The 14,632-nt window shown below is 54.7% G+C and carries 20 protein-coding genes and 1 pseudogene; 13 read left to right on the top strand and 8 right to left on the bottom strand.

Annotation, left to right across the window (positions count from 1 at the left end):
- The first annotated feature begins 112 nt into the window (after positions 1-112).
- Together tviB and ACP86_RS02170 are read left to right on the top strand one after the other, a co-directional pair.
- Positions 113-1,375, top strand: coding sequence for a Vi polysaccharide biosynthesis UDP-N-acetylglucosamine C-6 dehydrogenase TviB (tviB, locus tag ACP86_RS02175; RefSeq protein WP_053112592.1), 1,263 nt, complete (start codon positions 113-115; stop codon positions 1,373-1,375).
- A 177-nt stretch (positions 1,376-1,552) separates the two neighbouring features.
- Positions 1,553-1,921 carry a histone-like nucleoid-structuring protein, MvaT/MvaU family gene (locus ACP86_RS02170; RefSeq protein ID WP_053112590.1) on the top strand — a complete coding sequence of 123 codons (369 nt, stop codon included), beginning with the start codon at positions 1,553-1,555 and terminating at the stop codon, positions 1,919-1,921.
- A gap of 230 nt (positions 1,922-2,151) precedes the next feature.
- On the opposite strand, the gene ACP86_RS02165 is transcribed toward ACP86_RS02170, so the two are convergent.
- Entirely contained in the window at positions 2,152-3,105 is a 954-nt protein-coding gene (locus ACP86_RS02165) for a GGDEF domain-containing protein (RefSeq protein WP_053112588.1), read from the bottom strand.
- A gap of 3 nt (positions 3,106-3,108) precedes the next feature.
- A complete protein-coding gene (locus ACP86_RS02160; RefSeq protein ID WP_053112587.1) occupies positions 3,109-4,137 on the bottom strand; it encodes a response regulator in 1,029 nt (342 codons plus the stop codon).
- Positions 4,138-4,591: 454 nt separating this feature from the next.
- Between ACP86_RS02160 and ACP86_RS02155 the strand changes: the two genes are divergently transcribed.
- The 5 genes from ACP86_RS02155 to ACP86_RS02135 all read left to right on the top strand — a co-directional run bounded on the left by ACP86_RS02155 (position 4,592) and on the right by ACP86_RS02135 (position 8,079).
- Positions 4,592-5,389 carry a hypothetical protein gene (locus ACP86_RS02155; protein WP_227507799.1) on the top strand — a complete coding sequence of 266 codons (798 nt, stop codon included), beginning with the start codon at positions 4,592-4,594 and terminating at the stop codon, positions 5,387-5,389.
- 60 nt (positions 5,390-5,449) lie between these two features.
- A complete protein-coding gene (locus tag ACP86_RS02150) occupies positions 5,450-5,680 on the top strand; it encodes a DUF4160 domain-containing protein (protein ID WP_053112583.1) in 231 nt (76 codons plus the stop codon).
- A complete protein-coding gene (locus ACP86_RS02145; protein ID WP_053112581.1) occupies positions 5,661-5,903 on the top strand; it encodes a DUF2442 domain-containing protein in 243 nt (80 codons plus the stop codon). The genes ACP86_RS02150 and ACP86_RS02145 overlap by 20 nt, the downstream gene beginning before the upstream one ends.
- A 92-nt stretch (positions 5,904-5,995) precedes the next feature.
- A complete protein-coding gene (sbcB, locus tag ACP86_RS02140; protein WP_053112578.1) occupies positions 5,996-7,441 on the top strand; it encodes an exodeoxyribonuclease I in 1,446 nt (481 codons plus the stop codon).
- 299 nt (positions 7,442-7,740) lie between these two features.
- On the top strand, positions 7,741-8,079 hold the full coding sequence (locus tag ACP86_RS02135; protein ID WP_053112576.1) for an endonuclease domain-containing protein: 339 nt from the start codon (positions 7,741-7,743) through the stop codon (positions 8,077-8,079).
- A 230-nt stretch (positions 8,080-8,309) separates the two neighbouring features.
- Here the strand turns inward: ACP86_RS02135 and ACP86_RS23115 are convergent, their stop codons facing one another.
- The 5 genes from ACP86_RS23115 to ACP86_RS02120 form a co-directional block, all read right to left on the bottom strand.
- Positions 8,310-8,930 (bottom strand): hypothetical protein, encoded by a 621-nt coding sequence (locus tag ACP86_RS23115; protein ID WP_227507798.1) that lies wholly within the window; start codon positions 8,928-8,930, stop codon positions 8,310-8,312.
- Entirely contained in the window at positions 8,888-9,514 is a 627-nt protein-coding gene (locus ACP86_RS23110) for a hypothetical protein (protein ID WP_075267573.1), read from the bottom strand. Before ACP86_RS23110 ends, ACP86_RS23115 begins: the two co-directional genes overlap by 43 nt.
- Entirely contained in the window at positions 9,472-9,654 is a 183-nt protein-coding gene (locus ACP86_RS23105; RefSeq protein ID WP_008171310.1) for a hypothetical protein, read from the bottom strand. The genes ACP86_RS23110 and ACP86_RS23105 overlap by 43 nt, the downstream gene beginning before the upstream one ends.
- 103 nt (positions 9,655-9,757) lie before the next feature.
- Positions 9,758-10,144 carry a type II toxin-antitoxin system VapC family toxin gene (locus ACP86_RS02125; RefSeq protein WP_008171312.1) on the bottom strand — a complete coding sequence of 129 codons (387 nt, stop codon included), beginning with the start codon at positions 10,142-10,144 and terminating at the stop codon, positions 9,758-9,760.
- A 1-nt stretch (position 10,145) separates the two neighbouring features.
- A complete protein-coding gene (locus tag ACP86_RS02120) occupies positions 10,146-10,385 on the bottom strand; it encodes a type II toxin-antitoxin system Phd/YefM family antitoxin (protein WP_053112574.1) in 240 nt (79 codons plus the stop codon).
- 291 nt (positions 10,386-10,676) lie between these two features.
- On the opposite strand from ACP86_RS02120, the gene ACP86_RS02115 reads away from it, so the two are divergent.
- Complete coding sequence (locus ACP86_RS02115) at positions 10,677-12,086, top strand: plasmid pRiA4b ORF-3 family protein (RefSeq protein WP_053112572.1); 1,410 nt, start codon at positions 10,677-10,679, stop codon at positions 12,084-12,086.
- Positions 12,087-12,166: 80 nt separating this feature from the next.
- On the top strand, positions 12,167-12,439 hold the full coding sequence (locus tag ACP86_RS21950) for a type II toxin-antitoxin system ParD family antitoxin (protein WP_075267572.1): 273 nt from the start codon (positions 12,167-12,169) through the stop codon (positions 12,437-12,439).
- Here ACP86_RS21950 and ACP86_RS23590 read toward each other — a convergent pair.
- A pseudogene (locus ACP86_RS23590) lies at positions 12,394-12,756 on the bottom strand (hypothetical protein); the annotation flags it as partial. The gene ACP86_RS21950 and the pseudogene ACP86_RS23590 sit on opposite strands and share 46 nt — an antisense overlap.
- Before the next feature lie 567 nt (positions 12,757-13,323).
- On the opposite strand from ACP86_RS23590, the gene ACP86_RS23095 reads away from it, so the two are divergent.
- From ACP86_RS23095 to ACP86_RS02090, 4 genes are read left to right on the top strand one after another with little or no spacing between them, the layout of a single operon-like run.
- Positions 13,324-13,509, top strand: a complete 186-nt coding sequence (locus ACP86_RS23095; RefSeq protein ID WP_050898262.1) for a hypothetical protein — start codon at positions 13,324-13,326, stop codon at positions 13,507-13,509.
- Complete coding sequence (locus ACP86_RS23090; protein WP_053112568.1) at positions 13,499-13,888, top strand: IS5/IS1182 family transposase; 390 nt, start codon at positions 13,499-13,501, stop codon at positions 13,886-13,888. Before ACP86_RS23095 ends, ACP86_RS23090 begins: the two co-directional genes overlap by 11 nt.
- A gap of 36 nt (positions 13,889-13,924) precedes the next feature.
- Positions 13,925-14,248, top strand: coding sequence for a nucleotidyltransferase family protein (locus ACP86_RS02095; protein ID WP_053112566.1), 324 nt, complete (start codon positions 13,925-13,927; stop codon positions 14,246-14,248).
- The gene (locus ACP86_RS02090; RefSeq protein WP_053112564.1) at positions 14,238-14,579 is read left to right on the top strand and encodes a DUF86 domain-containing protein; all 342 of its coding nucleotides are present in this window, start codon (positions 14,238-14,240) and stop codon (positions 14,577-14,579) included. Before ACP86_RS02095 ends, ACP86_RS02090 begins: the two co-directional genes overlap by 11 nt.
- The last annotated feature ends 53 nt before the right edge of the window (positions 14,580-14,632 follow it).

Here is a 14,632-nt window from a genome sequence, read left to right as displayed (position 1 = left end):
GCCCGGATGCATCATAAAAGGTGTTTTCAATCCCTGGCTGGTACAGACATAATTATTCCATCAGAGTAGGGCGTATGGTCGCCGTATTGAGCTTCCTCGCAAAGGATTTCAAATGAAGAAGATTGCAGTTATTGGTCTTGGTTACGTGGGGCTGCCTCTTGCCGCGGCCTTCGGCGAAAAACGTGAGATTGTTGGTTTTGATATCAACAGCAAACGCATTGCCGAGCTGAAGGATGGCGTTGATTTTACCCGGGAGGTTTCCCGGGAAGAATTGGCTGCGGCGCCTGGTTTGTCTTTTACCGATGATCTTGAAGGCATTCGCGATTGCCAGATTTACATTGTGACTGTGCCCACCCCCATTGATGAGTTCAAAACGCCGGACTTAACGCCTCTGGTAAAAGCCAGTGAAACGGTTGGGCAGGTTCTGAAGCAGGGCGATATCGTGATTTACGAATCCACGGTATATCCCGGCGCCACGGAAGAAGTTTGTGTTCCGGTATTGGAGAAAGTCTCCGGCCTTACGTTTAACAAGGATTTCTTTGCTGGCTACAGTCCTGAACGAATTAATCCGGGCGATAAAGAGCATCGGGTAACCAGCATTATAAAGGTTACCTCAGGCTCCACTCCGGATATTGCCGATGAAGTGGATGCGCTTTATGCCAGTGTTATTACGGCAGGCACCCATAAAGCCAGTTCCATTAAAGTGGCCGAAGCGGCGAAGGTTATCGAAAATACCCAGCGTGATTTGAATATCGCGCTGATGAACGAGCTTTCAATGATTTTCTCGCGCCTGAAAATTGATACCCACGAAGTGCTGGCGGCAGCGGGCACAAAATGGAATTTCCTGCCGTTTAAACCGGGGCTTGTTGGTGGCCACTGTATTGGTGTGGATCCGTATTATCTCACTCATAAAGCCCAGGCTATTGGCTATCATCCGGAAATTATTCTGTCCGGCCGGCGGGTAAACGACAATATGGGCCCGTATGCGGCGGCCGAGCTGGTTAAAGCAATGATTAAAACCGGGCATACCGTGGCATCGTCAAAAGTGTTGGTGATGGGGCTGGCCTTCAAGGAAAATTGCCCGGATTTGCGGAACACCCGGGTGATTGATGTTATCCGTGAATTGCAGGATTTCGGCTGTTCCGTGGATGTGACAGACTGCTGGGCGGATAATACGGAAGCCGAGCATGAATATGGGATTTCACTGGTGCAGGCTCCGAAAGCCGGTGACTACGATGCGCTGTTTCTGGCTGTGCCTCATCGTGAATACGCCGCCAAATCGTCGAAAGAGTTGCGTGCTTATTTGAAAGATAATGGGGTTCTGTTTGATCTGAAGGGTGTTTTGCCGTTGGGCGAGGCGGATCTCAGGTTGTAAGTACAATTTTCGTACAGCGTGTATTTTAAAAGCCGGTCAAGTTGATCGGCTTTTTTATTAAGGGCTCGTAAATAAATAATTTTGCCAGACTACATTTATTTTATTATTATTGTCCCTGACTTTTAGTCAACTCCACTTAAGTTTTTAAAACCCCTATTTGAATAAGGTTTTAATTCCATGGCAAAGATTAACGATTACTACCAGAAGAAACAGCTTATGGAAAAGCTTTCTGCAGAGCTGGAACAGCTTGAAAAAGACCAGGCTCTGAAAGGCGAACTGGAGTTTGAAAACAAGGTTCGCGCATTGATGAAGGAGTATGACAAGTCACCGAAGGATGTTCTTCAGATTCTTTCTGCAATTGATCCCTCAGTGTCCGGGGCAAAGGCTGACACAACCGCTGGCAGCCGCCCGAAGCGCCCGATGAAGACCTACAAGAACCCGCACACCGGTGAAGTGGTCAAGACCCGTGGTGGCAATCATAAGACGCTGAATGAGTGGCGTCAGAAGCATGGTAAGGAAGCTGTGCAGAGCTGGCAGCAGGACTGATTCAGGCCTGCATTTGCTTCCCCCCTCTCCCCCGGCCCCTCTCCCGCAGGGGGAGAGGGGAGCTCAAAATCAAAGTTCTTCTTTAGCCCCTCTCCCGCAGGGGGAGAGGGGAGCTCAAAATCAAAGTTCTTCTTTAGCCCCTCTCCCGCAGGGGGAGAGGGGAGCTCAAAATCAAAGTTCTTCTTTAGCCCCTCTCCCCTGGTGGGAGAGGGGTTGGGGAGAGGGGGAAATTAACCAACCACCACTCTGTTTCTTCCCCCCTCCTTGGCGGCATACAGCGCCTCATCCGCCTTCTGCATCCACTGCATATAGTTCTCAGGCTTTTCCGTTAACTGGGCAATGCCAATGCTGATGGTATAGCGGATCGGCGCCACGCTGGTTTCCACCACGCTCTGTTCAATGCTCTCTCGTATCCGTTCGCAGATGATACGTGCGCCTTCTGCGTCGGTTTCCGGTAGGATGATGCCGAATTCCTCGCCGCCATAGCGGCCGGCGCTGTCGGATTGGCGTATAGCATTGCGGGTGACGCTAGCGGTGTGTTTGATCACTTCGTCCCCGGCCAGGTGGCCGTGGGTGTCGTTCACCGGCTTGAAGTGGTCTATATCGAGCATCACCAGGCTTGTGGTGTGGCCGTAGCGGCGGAAACGTTCGAACTCGGCGTCCACCAGGTTTTCCCAGGTGCCACGGTTGAGCAGCCCGGTTAGGCGGTCTGTCATGCTCAGTTTGGCCAGCTGTTCGTTGGCCCGTTCCAGGGCCATTTTGCTGCTGGCGATGTCGGTTACGTCATACACCATCAGGCACACTTTCTCGACTTCGCCGGTTGTGCCAGAGAGCGGGCTGATGGTGAGGTTCTGGAACATGTACTCTTCAGTACCGGTGATGGGCCGGGTATTGCGGAACTGGAACAGGTAAGGGCGTTGCTCCCAGGACGTAAACGCCTTGGTGTTGAGTAGGGCTACGGCGTCTACTTTGCGGGTCAGCCACGCTTTGGGGATATCGGGGAATACATCGAATAATACCTGGCCCTGGATCCTGCTCGCGGTGATGCCGCTGTGGTTTTCCATGAAGCCGTTCCAGACTTCGACTCTGAAATCCAGATCCAGGACCACCAGGCCCACTTCCACGGATTCCAGCATGTCCATCAGCCAGTGAAAGGAGTTGGCTTCCGATTCTTCTATGGCCATGAGTCAGTCCACCAGATATTGCAGGCGATCTTCGAGAAAAGGCACTGAATCCTCGGTGAGGAGAATCAGCATGTCGCATTCGATGTCGCGGTCTTCCAGGGTGTAGCAGATTTCAATGCACAGCAGCTGCTCTTCGCGGGCGCTGTGGTGTTCCAGCAGTTCGTAGATTTGCCGGTGCTGGCCGAGCACGGTGGGGTGGCCCAGGCCAAGTTTCAGATCCAGCTGGTCGCCAATGCCTTTAAGGAAGGCGCCAAACAGAATGCTGGACATGTCCATCAGCACTTCCACATTCACCGCTTCGCCCTCAAGGGTGTCGTAGTGAAGCATCTCCGCCATTTCCTTGAAGCTCGCGTCTGCGAACAAAAGCAGTGCTTCCCCGGCAATACCGGCTCCAGTGAACCCCTGGCACACAGCCGAATAGGTATCGCTGTCGCTGACGGAGGAAATGGCCATGTGCAGTTCGGAGTTGGCCAGGAAGGCGACCTTGGGAATCGGCTGCTTGACGAACACACGCAACAGGCGAGCCAGCAGATCCGAGGACCGGCCCATGGCGACGTTGGAAATTTCCTGCAGGTAGTCGTTCAGCGAAACGGAGATTTCCGGGGCGGGGCTGCCTGTGTTTTTCAGGCTACTGTCATTTAGTGCAGAGTCTTCGAGTTCCCCGGGCCGGTACAGGCCGTACTCCACCAACAGATCAAGGACAATGCACGTTTCGGTTGGCTTTTTGATGAAGTCGAGGGCGCCGAGCCTTTTTACCCGCTCCCGTGCTTCGGGCTGGATGTCGCCGGAAACCACGATGGTCATGACCGGCAAATCTTCCTTGCGAATCTGCTCCAGCACCTGATAGCCGTCCATCTCCGGCATGTTCAGGTCGAGGAACATCAGCTCCGCCTCGTGCCTGCGCAATTTCTCCAGTGCTTCCAAACCGTCTTTCGCGTAGCTGACATCGCCACGCAATTCTTCTGGCAGGGCTCGGGCCATTTGCTTTCTGGCAAGGGCAGAGTCGTCGCAGATGAGTATGCGGGTGGTCATTGGTGGGGCCGTAGAGGGTTCGTCATAAGATGCGAAAGTATACCAGCAGTCTTCTTTGTGTACACGTTTGCTACAGCATTCGTAACATTCGGTAAGAGGCTGTAAGTATAATAGGCCAAAGGTTTTGTGACTGTATTCAAAGTTGGTTGAGTATTACTGAATTGTAAACGGTGATTGTGACTCTGCTCACTCTATTGGCCGATCTGCCTTGGTTATAGTGTGTTTGCGGCAAATAAAAAATAATGCAAAACCCTGCCGCCTGTGAGCACCGGAAAATCAAAAATAAACCGGGCTGCAGTGGAGTCGGGCGTCGGAAACTGACTCAAAAATAATACTATTTCAGAGACGCAAAATTATGAGACAGCAGGCGTATGGATACGCTGCCGTCACCCTGTTCTGCCTGGGTATTGCGCCCGTTGCCCAGGCCGAGCTGAAGCCCATTTCTGAGGAAAGAATGGGTGAGGTGACCGGGCAGGCTTTTATGCAGATCGAGAACATTGACGGTGGGGTCGATGGGCTTCAGTTTACCCGAATGACTCTAGGGATGGATGTTGAGACCCGAGTCAATATCGACGATGTGACAGCCGGCGAAATCGACGGAGGCGTGGACTTTGCCGCCCAGCACGTTGCGCTGGGGCATATTGCCCGCAATGACGGTAAGCAGTTCAACGGCCGTACCTATAGTGCCGGAGATACTGTTCATTTCGAGGCGTTCAAACCTTATATCGAGCTGGCGGAAGACCCTGCAGAGGGTAAGCTTTCTGGCTTTCGTATGGGGTTCGGGCAGGCGAGAGGGTCGGTTTCCTCGCTGACCAGCAGTTTCAGTGGCGATATTGGCCTGAAACTTGATGATGGGTCCGGCACGATATACGACGCCACGCTGATGGATCAAAACGCCCAACCAACTCGTCGCCGCGCCAGTCATATTGGGATAGTCGATCCTGCTGCTGCTCCCGCTGACTGCACTTCAGGTGCGGCCACTAACTGTGCGCCCCTGACCCGTCTGCAATCCCTTATTGTTGGTCAAGAGGGCACGGATGGCGTTACCGATTTCACCAATGATTTCTTCATCGGTTTTCAGCGGGAAGATGTAAATTGGCAAAGCCCTGATGGCGCCAACGTGATCAGCGCCGAGCAGGGTGTTTTCATCAACCTGCCCACGAGCATGACGGTTGATATGGACCAATTGATAACCCAGGGCGTGCAGCGATTGCAGACCCACCGCAATGACATGGGTAAGCAGCTCTTTTAAGGGTGTCTCTCGTTTTGTTTTCGAATAAAAGTTTTGGCTCATGGGATCATGGAGTGATCATTGCCAACCCTTCTTTACCTGAATGGCTTCAAGTTCTTCTTTTACGCCAACGATCACTGGCCTGCGCACGTCCATGTACTTAAAGGCGAGCGATGGGCTAAAATCCAGTTAAGTGATTTAAAGGTGGTGCACAGTTCACTGAAACATCAGGAGCTGCGAGCCTGCCTTGGAATTATTGAAAGCCATAGGTCGGAGTTTCTGGAGCGTTGGAATGCCTGGTTTGAAGGGTAAATCCGTTCATATAGACGATCGCCATCTCCACGTAGAGCTGGAGGACGGCCGCGTGATATCGACACCTATTCATTGGTATCCAGAGCTGGAGCGCGCCTCGATTGAGGAATTTCGCAAGTATCGTTTCATTTGTGATGCAACAGGCATCGAGTGGGAAGATATCGACTATCACCTGAGTATTGAGGCGATGTTGTCGGTCAATGCCCGGCAAAGTGCTGCCTGATCGTCCCTCCTTCTGAGCTGGCGGTCAGTTGAAAATTTCATCTGTCCCCAATTTCATCTGACCCCGATTTCGCGAACGCAGGAGCTTCTGTTTTGATCCGCTCGTTTTACTGGCACGATTACGAAACCTTCGGGGTAGACCCGGTTCACGACAGGCCTTCCCAGTTTGCCGGGGTGCGAACGGATGCGGATCTCAACATCATTGAAGAGCCGCTGGTGATTTACTGCAAACCGGCAGACGATTACCTGCCATCGCCGGAGGCCTGCCTGATTACCGGTATTACTCCTCAGAAAGCGCTGGAAGACGGCTTCCCGGAAGCGGAGTTTATTACCCAGATCAACGAGGTCTTCAGCCAGCCCGGTACGTGTGCGGTGGGGTACAACAGCCTGCGTTTCGACGACGAAGTGACCCGCCATACCCTGTACCGCAACCTGCGTGATCCCTACGCCCGTGAATGGCAGAACGGCAATTCCCGCTGGGACATCATCGATATGGTGCGCCTGACCTATGCGCTACGCCCGGAGGGTATCAACTGGCCCCGGAAGGAAGATGGCAGCCCCAGTTTCAAGCTGGAGGAGCTGACCGTTGCCAACGGCATCGCCCACGAAGCGGCCCACGACGCCATGTCGGATGTTGAGGCAACCATTGCGGTAGCCAAACTGATCAAGGAGAAACAGCCAAAGCTCTTTGATTTTGTGCTCCAGAACAAGGACAAACACTCGGCACGGGCCATGCTGGATACGGCCACTATGAAGCCGGTGTTCCACGTGTCCGCCAAGTACCCGGCCAGCCGGGGTTGCTGTGCCCTGGTCGCACCCGTAGCCGAGCATCCCACCAACAAGAACCTGGTGATTGTCTACGACCTGCGGGAAGACCCCAGCGAGCTGATCAACGCCAGTGCTGAGCAGATTCGTGAGCGGGTATTTACTTCCCAGGCGGAATTGGGGGAGGGGGTGAGCCGCTTTCCGCTGAAGGGGGTGCAGCTGAACAAATGCCCGGTGTTGGCGCCGGCGAACATGCTTTCCACCCTTTCACAGGAACGCCTGGAAGAACTGGCCTTGGATGGTGATACTTTGCGGGCCAACCTGGCCATGCTGCGCAAGGCTCCGGATCTACCAGCCAGGATTGCCGAGGCCTTCGACCAGCCCCACGAAAGCCACCTTACAGATCCGGATGAACAGCTCTATGCTGGCGGCTTTATCAGCAAAACCGACCGCGAGAAGCTGAACTGGGTGCTGGAGCAGCCGGTGGAAACACTCGGCGAGCTGGATGTGACCTTTGAAGATGATCGCCTGCAGGAGCTGCTGTTTCGCTATCGGGCCAGGAATTATCCGGGCAGCCTGATGGGTGAGGAACTGGAGCGATGGGAGGAGTTTCGCAGCCAGAGGTTAATGCATCCGAAGAAGGGCTGGCGGTCTTTGGAGGCGTATGCTCAGGAGCTACAGCGCCTGGCGGCGGACCCGGAACTGACGCCGGAGCGGCGGCATATCCTGGAGGATTTGCATTTGTATGGGGAATCTTTGATTCCTTATATCTGAGGATAAGGATGTTGGCTCCGTTGGAGCCGCCGTAAGGGCTTGCCCCCCCCCCTCTCCCCAACCCCTCTCCCGCGAGGGGAGAGGGGCTAAATGGAGTTGCTCGGAGATTTGATTAAGAATCTCGCCTCTGTGCTGGCCTGCGAGTTGGGCAAGGCAGAGTCATCCGGAGAATTTGATCCAAAAGCCCCCCTCTCCCCTTTGTGGGAGAGGGGCCGGGGGAGAGGGGGGGTATCGAGCGCGAGACCATTGCATCCCCCGCAAAACGGGCAGGAAGCCCACCACAAACCCAGGGACGAACCATGAACCAAACAACCTTCGCCAAACACCTCCGCAAAAATATGACCGACGCCGAAAGGCGCCTCTGGTTCCACCTCCGTGCCTACCGACTCAATGGAAAACGCTTCCGCCGACAGCAACCGTTGGGACCCTTTATTGTGGATTTCGTGCATTTCGGTTCAAAAGTCATCGTTGAGGCTGATGGTGGGCAGCACAGTGAGTCAGCAACTGACGAACGAAGAGACGCTTGGTTGAAAGCGCAGGGTTATAGGGTGCTTCGGTTCTGGAACCACGAGATTCTACGACAGACCGATGTGGTGCTCTCGGTTATTCACAAAGCAGTTGAAGGCCGAGGGGAATGAAGGAGTAACAATTTAACCACCCCCTCTACCGCAAGGGCTCGGGCTGCAGTACTTTTGCTGGGCAAAGCCTTCTCCGCGAGGGACTGGGGGTGCAGGACTTCTGTTAGTAAAGCCCCTCTCCCGCCAGGGGAGGGGGGCTTTGCTGGTATTCTCCTCATATCTTTACCCATTATCTCCCCTCTCCCCAACCCCTCTCCCGCCGGGGGAGAGGGGCTTTGATGGTGTTGTCCTCATTTCTGTACCCCTAATCTCCCCTCTCCCCTGGCGGGAGAGGGGTCGGGGGAGAGGGGGAGAGGGGGAGAGGCGGAGAGGCGGAAGCGTCCTGGCCTCCACAATCCAAATCGCCGCCGCTTCAAAAAATAAACACTCAAATTCTGCCCCATCAAACTCTGCACCTCACTGCCCAGTGCCTCCGCCTGAATTTGCTTCTGCACCGGTCCGGTTGCCAGGCTGTGGCCATCCACATCCCGTGCTTTCACGAGCTTCCATTCCACCTCATTACTCGCCATAGCCATCAACTCTTTCAGCTGGGCGGTATCCTGCGGCCGGAACCATCTGTCGCGGCAGCCGCCGAGGCTGTAGAAATCGGCGTCGGCGGTCAGGTCCTGCCAGGCAGTATCGTTTCGGTTGGCGAGAACCATCCGGCGGAGCTGGCGCAGCGTCTGACGGGTGGGTTGAAGCTTGTGCTCGGCAACCAGTTTGCGAATCTGTTTGTCGCCGGAGGTTTGCTCGGCAATGGCGGTGTGCATGTGCACTACAGCGCCGGAGCCGGTGGCTTGATTAACCAGGGCCGCCAGAGACAGGGTGGTCATGGCCGGGGAGGGCAGTCGACCGACTTCGATCCAGTGCACCTGTTGGCCATCAATGTTTTAAGGCTGCTTTCGGTGCGGTAGGCCAACCGAGACCAGGACGGCCATGCCTGGGGAGCATCGGTCTTATCCAGACAGAGTTCCTCGGCCTTCTCATCGAACTTCTGTTTGATGGCCTCTTCTTCGGCCCGATCGTAATAGCTGGCGGCCAGAACGGGCTGCAATGCCAGGGGCCAGTCCACGAGGTTCCATTGGCCAAGTTGCACTGCGAAGGGCTGGTGGAAGAGAGCGCCGTACATGGCGCTGGTCATCAGTGAGCCGATGAGTCCGTCCTGTTCCTCGCCAAGGACAAACTGGGCCTGGATGCTGTCGTTGATGGCAGAGACCAGCCGTTCTTCATCGTCTTCAACTGCCAGGGCATAGCCGGTTCTGTCCGCATACTGGGCAATGGCCAGCGTCAGGCGCTGGAGTTCGTCCCGAAGTTCAACGGTTTGTGCGACTTCGGCGATGATCGCCCGACGCAGCAGGGTAACCAGCTCTTCCATCGCAGGATTGGGCATCAGGGTTTTCTGGGGGGCAAGGATCAGCAGTTCGTCTTCGCTGGCGGCTTCAGATAGCCCCGGCATTCCTGCCGGGCCCTCAGCCGCTGGATATGGCTGAGCCCGTTGCTGTTGGACTCCCCGTAGGCAAGGTTGGCCTGCAGAAGCAGGCGGGCAACCTGGGCCTGTTGGGATTGGGATACCTGGACTTGATGCTTGGCTTGCATGGTACACCTCGTGAATACAGCCGCAGTTGGGAGCGGCAAAGGTCTGCAGTTTTGACGGTTTGCCGTGCTTTGAGGGAGGTGTTGCGAAAGGTGTGCCAGTTCTCTAAATCAACCGAACAGGCCCCGGATAGCGTGCAACCAGCTCATCGGAGGTAAGTAGCAAGAAACCCTCTGTCTCTGCCTGGGCGACCAGAATCCGGTCGAAAGGATCCTTGTGTATGTCCGGAAGGTGGCTTACGGCAAGTGCGTGTTGCGAGGTGATCGGTAATTCCGAATAGCCGTTATCGACAAGGCCGCGCCTCAGTAGATGCGGATCAACGTGAAAATCCGGTCGGCCCAGCCCATTCTTGATAACCACTTCCCAAAGACTTGCGGCGCTGAAATACAGGCGGTTGCTTTCGTTGCTGATCAGGGTTGCCGCCTCGGGTGACAGCTTATCCGGCTCGGCCGCTGCCCATAGCAGAATGTGGGTATCCAGAAGCAGGTTCACCTCAGGCTCCGAACATTTTGGCTATTTCCTCCTGCCCCATCCGGTCGAAATCGTCCGGCACGGCGAATTCACCCGCCAGAAAGCCGAGCCTTCTTTGCTGGCCCGCTTCCGGGGAATCGTAAGCGGTTACACGGGCAACCGGCTTTCCCGCTTTGGCGATGATGAATGCCTCGCCCTTGGCGGCACGGGCCACCAGTTGTGACAGGCGGGTTTTTGCTTCGTGCATGTTGACGGATTCCATTTTTCCTCCATAGACTTAGGTCTTTGAACTTAGTCTATCACTGGCGAGGTAGTTGGGCTACCTTCCGGCGCATTTCTGATTAGGCAATGCCGCAACAGGGTAGAGTGCCGGGAAGGTGTGGGTTAGACTTTTGGGAAAGCGACTTATTTATAAGGGAGCGGGAATGGCTAAATCCGGATTGCCAGGTGTCCTGAGGGATCGACACGGAGAACTGAACCAGCTTTGCCGTAAGTACAATGATTGCGTTTAGAAATGTGCTCATGAAGTGGACCCCAAACTACCGGAGCCCTTATGCCCCCGCCAGCCAACAAAGCCTACCAACTCAAAGTATCACTTCTAGGCGCCCGGCCGCCGATCTGGCGCCGGTTGCTGATTGCGCCGGATACCACGTTTCAGGATCTTCACCGGATTATCCAGTTGGCGATGGGCTGGCAGGCCTGTCATCTGCATATGTTTCAGGCGGGTGATGACCGGTTGATTGGTGATCCGGCGGAGGATTTCGATGGCATGCTGGATTTTCAGGATGAAACCATGGTGGCGGTGTCTGCTGTGCTCAACAAGGAAGGGCAGGCTCTGACGTATGACTATGATTTCGGCGACAGCTGGGAGCACGAGGTACGGCTTGAAAAGGTCCTGCCGGGCGATCAGGGCGAGCCGTTGCCCCGCTGCATAAAAGCCGTGCGCCAGTGCCCGCCAGAGGATGTCGGTGGCTTGCCCGGATTCTACGATTTTCTGGAAGCCATGGAAGATGCCGCTCATCCGGAGCATGTGGCAGTGCGCGAGTGGATGGGTGGCGAATGGTTCGAGCCGGAGTTTGTGGATCTTGATGACATCAACCAGGCGCTCGCCGAGCGGGATGCCCTGTTTTCCGAAACCGAATCCGAACCCGATATCCCGCCGGCCAGAGACTTCTTCGGCCTTAGCCCCAGCCAGGTTTATGAGCTGCTGCAGAACCCACTGAATTGCCCCTCTGTGTTCAAGCCGCTGATCGATGCCGAAGCCGTAAACCGCGAACTCGACACCGCGCCGGTCATCCGGATGGCGAAAGTTCTGGTTGAGGCCATGAAAGGCAAGGGCATCCGCCTCACCGGCAAGGGCAACCTGCCTCTCAAACAGGTCAAGGCCATGATTGAAGCCGGTGGAGAAGAGATTGTGGCACCGATGGCGAGATATTCTCCGATTCGCTCCGAGGAGCACATTCTGGCCGTGATTCTCACCCGCGTGTTGCTGGAAATTGCCGGCTATACCAAAAAGCAGAAAGGTGTACTTTCACTCAAAAAAACCGCCGAAACCAGGCTTGAGAAAAAAGGCTGGTTAATGGTTTACAGGGATCTGCTCTCCACCGCGTTCTCGCGGCTCAGCTGGGCTTCCATGGACCACTACGATGGCCTGGATGAAATACAGTACACCGCACCATTCTGCTTCTGGCTGCTGTCAGAGAAAGGCGAGCAGTGGCGCCCGGTGGACGACTACCTGGAGGACATGCTCAAGGCCTTTCCCCGGCTGCCGCTTGCCGCCTACCCGGTGGTCTACATGAGCGATGAGGAGCAGGCACGATCTGCGATGCGCTCAAGAATGTTGACGCTGTACCAGCTACTTGGCCTGATCGAGCTGGATCCTGAGCATGCACGGTTGCGGGATGAGGGTGAGCAGATGATGCGGCGGACGGCGTTGTTTGAGGGGCTATTTACCAGAGTATAAGTTTCGGGGCTGGCTCCAAAGTAGTGGCGGTGCATTCTTTGGCAATTTTTGCCATTATCTGACCATTAGAGGGCTTAATTATGGCAACGATGAATATATCCCTGCCCGATGCGATGAAAACCTGGGCAGAGCAACAGGCCGAATCTGGTAGGTATTCCAATACCAGCGATTATGTTCGTGATCTTATTCGTAAAGATCAGGACCGGCGACACAAAATCGACCAGTTACAAAGTCTCGTTACAGCGGGAATTGCCAGTGGCAAAGGGACTTGTTCAATGGATGAACTGAGAGTTTCTGCAAAGAAACCAGCCAGGGATTCATCCACCGCGATCACTTCCACATCGTCCAGATAGCTGGCCAGTTCCATGGCCCGTTGGCCGGACTGGGCGCCGCAGACCATGATGCGCAGAGTGGCCGGGAGATTGTCGGTGTCCAGCCCCAGTTCGGTGACCATCGCGGCCTTCTCATCGAAATTCTGTTTGATCGCCTCTTCTTCTGCCCGATCGTAATAGCTGGCGGCCAGAACTGGCTGCAATGCCAGAGGCCAGTCCACCAGGTTCCACTGGCCAAGTTGTACCGCGAATGGCTGGTGGAAAAGGGCGCCATACATCGCGCTGGTCATCAGTGAGCCGATGAGCCCGTCCTTTTTCTCACCAAGGGCAAACATCGCAGGATTGGGCATCAGGGTTTTCTGGGGGCAAGGATCAGCAAATCGTTTTCACTGGCGGCCTCAGATAGCCCCGGCATTCCTGCCGGGCCCTCAGCCGCTGGATATGGCTGAGGCCATTGCTGTTGGACTCCCCATAGGCAAGATTGGTCTGCAAACTCCACCGTCCATAGTCGAGCCATCGGGTGATCGGCCTGCCAAGGCTGCGGTAAGTTTTGTCCTCAGTCTACCTGGACCAGCCGCACAGGCCCCGGGTGCGCGCCACCAGCTCATTCGAGGTAAGTAGCAAGAAGCCCTCAGTCTCCAGAGGCTGGCAGCACTGAAAAACAGGCGGTTATCTTCATTGCCGATCAGCTCTGTCGCCCGAGGGGATAACTTGGAGGGCTCACCTTTGGCTGCACGGGCAACCAGTTGCTGCAAGCGGGTTTTCGCTTCCTGCAAATTGACAGATTTCATGATTGACCTGACCGGCCATCTAAACTTGTTCAAAAGAACTTAGGGAGACTCTGAATAAGTCTCAAAATCAGCGATAATACGGCCATCGTCAACCGCACAGGATTCATCACCACCATGGATCAGATTACCGTCTCCGAAGCCGAGTACCAGAACAAGAAGCGTAAAACCCGCCGCGAGATTTTTCTGGAACGGATGGACAAGCTGATTCCGTGGAAGCAGTTGGAGAAGAAGGTAGCCCGATATTACCCCAAGGGGCCAGACTGGCCGGCCACCGTATCCGCTGCCGACCATGCTGCGTGAAGGCAGCATTGTGGATGCTTCCATCATTTCTGCACCAAGCTCCACGAAGAATGAAAGCGGCCAGCGCGACCCTGAGATGCGACAAACCAGAAAAGGCAACCAGTGGTACTTTGGCATGAAGATGCATATCGGCGTGGACGATACGCTCGGCTTGATCCACAGCATCGATACCACCGCTGCCAATGTCCACGACATCGTGTCCGCCGGCAACCTTCTTCACGGTGACGAGCAGCGCGTGTTCGGTGATGCCGGTTATCTTGGCATTCAAAGGCGGGATAAGCATAAAGATCGCCAAAATGTATCCTGGTTCATTGCCAAGCGCCCCGATGTTGGCCGTTCCGGCCGCCGTTTTCTTTATTGTTTGGGGGGCAAGGTTTAAACTCCAAACACATACCTGCAAGTGATTGAGTAAAGTATGGCTGCAGCTAATGCACTGGAAATGCTGAAAGAAAAACAGGACGAGATTCGGCGGCTTTGTGAACAGCACCGGGTAATGTCGTTTGGTGTTTTTGGTTCAGCCGCCACAGGCCATTTCAATGAGAACAGTGATCTGGATTTTCTTGTGGATTTTGATCCGGCGCTAACGGCCTCACAAAAAGCCGCGGCGTTTTTCGGACTAAAAGAAGATCTTGAAGTGATGTTTTCTCGCTCCGTCGATCTGGTCACTGTGTCCTCCTTGACCAACCCTTATTTCAGAGCCTCGGTTCTTGAAGAGCGGCATTCCTTGTATGCAGCGTGAGGCTCTCAAGTACCTTTACGATATTCTTGCAGCTGCTGAGAAGGTTCAGCGTTTTGTTGCTGGTAGCAGTGAAGACGATTATCTGAGTGATGAGTTGTTGCAGTCTGCTGTTGAGCGCCAGTTCGAAATCATCGGAGAGGCAATAGGTAAGTTACACAAGATTGCTCCGGACGAGGCTGAGCGGTTTGTCGATTATAAAAAGATGATCGCATTTCGGAACGTGCTTATCCACGGCTATGCGACTATCGATCCGGTGATTGTTTGGGGTGTGGTGGAAAGCAATCTGAATGACGTTTTGAATCAGGCGCGGGAAGCTCTGAGCGCTGATTAATCATCGACAGTTGATATTGCAGGAATGCGTTAAAAACGGGGTCAGATGAGAAC

The organism is Marinobacter sp. CP1, from assembly GCF_001266795.1.
GTDB lineage: Bacteria > Pseudomonadota > Gammaproteobacteria > Pseudomonadales > Oleiphilaceae > Marinobacter > Marinobacter flavimaris.
Note: the sequence above shows the minus strand (reverse complement) of the source record. Positions and strands in the feature narration are given on the sequence as shown.

What these genes read in the sequence shown, in the direction of transcription:
- ACP86_RS23095 (WP_050898262.1), top strand. Translation starts at nt 13,324, where the DNA reads ATGGATCAGATTACCGTCTCCGAAGCCGAGTACCAGAACAAGAAGCGT.
- ACP86_RS02135 (WP_053112576.1), top strand. Translation starts at nt 7,741, where the DNA reads ATGAACCAAACAACCTTCGCCAAACACCTCCGCAAAAATATGACCGAC.
- ACP86_RS23105 (WP_008171310.1), bottom strand. Translation starts at nt 9,654, where the DNA reads ATGCAAGCCAAGCATCAAGTCCAGGTATCCCAATCCCAACAGGCCCAG.
- ACP86_RS02120 (WP_053112574.1), bottom strand. Translation starts at nt 10,385, where the DNA reads ATGGAATCCGTCAACATGCACGAAGCAAAAACCCGCCTGTCACAACTG.
- ACP86_RS23090 (WP_053112568.1), top strand. Translation starts at nt 13,499, where the DNA reads ATGCTGCGTGAAGGCAGCATTGTGGATGCTTCCATCATTTCTGCACCA.
- ACP86_RS21950 (WP_075267572.1), top strand. Translation starts at nt 12,167, where the DNA reads ATGGCAACGATGAATATATCCCTGCCCGATGCGATGAAAACCTGGGCA.
- ACP86_RS02160 (WP_053112587.1), bottom strand. Translation starts at nt 4,137, where the DNA reads ATGACCACCCGCATACTCATCTGCGACGACTCTGCCCTTGCCAGAAAG.
- ACP86_RS02165 (WP_053112588.1), bottom strand. Translation starts at nt 3,105, where the DNA reads ATGGCCATAGAAGAATCGGAAGCCAACTCCTTTCACTGGCTGATGGAC.
- ACP86_RS02155 (WP_227507799.1), top strand. Translation starts at nt 4,592, where the DNA reads ATGGGTGAGGTGACCGGGCAGGCTTTTATGCAGATCGAGAACATTGAC.
- ACP86_RS02115 (WP_053112572.1), top strand. Translation starts at nt 10,677, where the DNA reads ATGCCCCCGCCAGCCAACAAAGCCTACCAACTCAAAGTATCACTTCTA.
- tviB (WP_053112592.1), top strand. Translation starts at nt 113, where the DNA reads ATGAAGAAGATTGCAGTTATTGGTCTTGGTTACGTGGGGCTGCCTCTT.
- ACP86_RS02095 (WP_053112566.1), top strand. Translation starts at nt 13,925, where the DNA reads ATGGCTGCAGCTAATGCACTGGAAATGCTGAAAGAAAAACAGGACGAG.
- ACP86_RS23110 (WP_075267573.1), bottom strand. Translation starts at nt 9,514, where the DNA reads ATGCCGGGGCTATCTGAAGCCGCCAGCGAAGACGAACTGCTGATCCTT.
- ACP86_RS02090 (WP_053112564.1), top strand. Translation starts at nt 14,238, where the DNA reads ATGCAGCGTGAGGCTCTCAAGTACCTTTACGATATTCTTGCAGCTGCT.
- ACP86_RS02170 (WP_053112590.1), top strand. Translation starts at nt 1,553, where the DNA reads ATGGCAAAGATTAACGATTACTACCAGAAGAAACAGCTTATGGAAAAG.
- ACP86_RS02145 (WP_053112581.1), top strand. Translation starts at nt 5,661, where the DNA reads ATGCCTGGTTTGAAGGGTAAATCCGTTCATATAGACGATCGCCATCTC.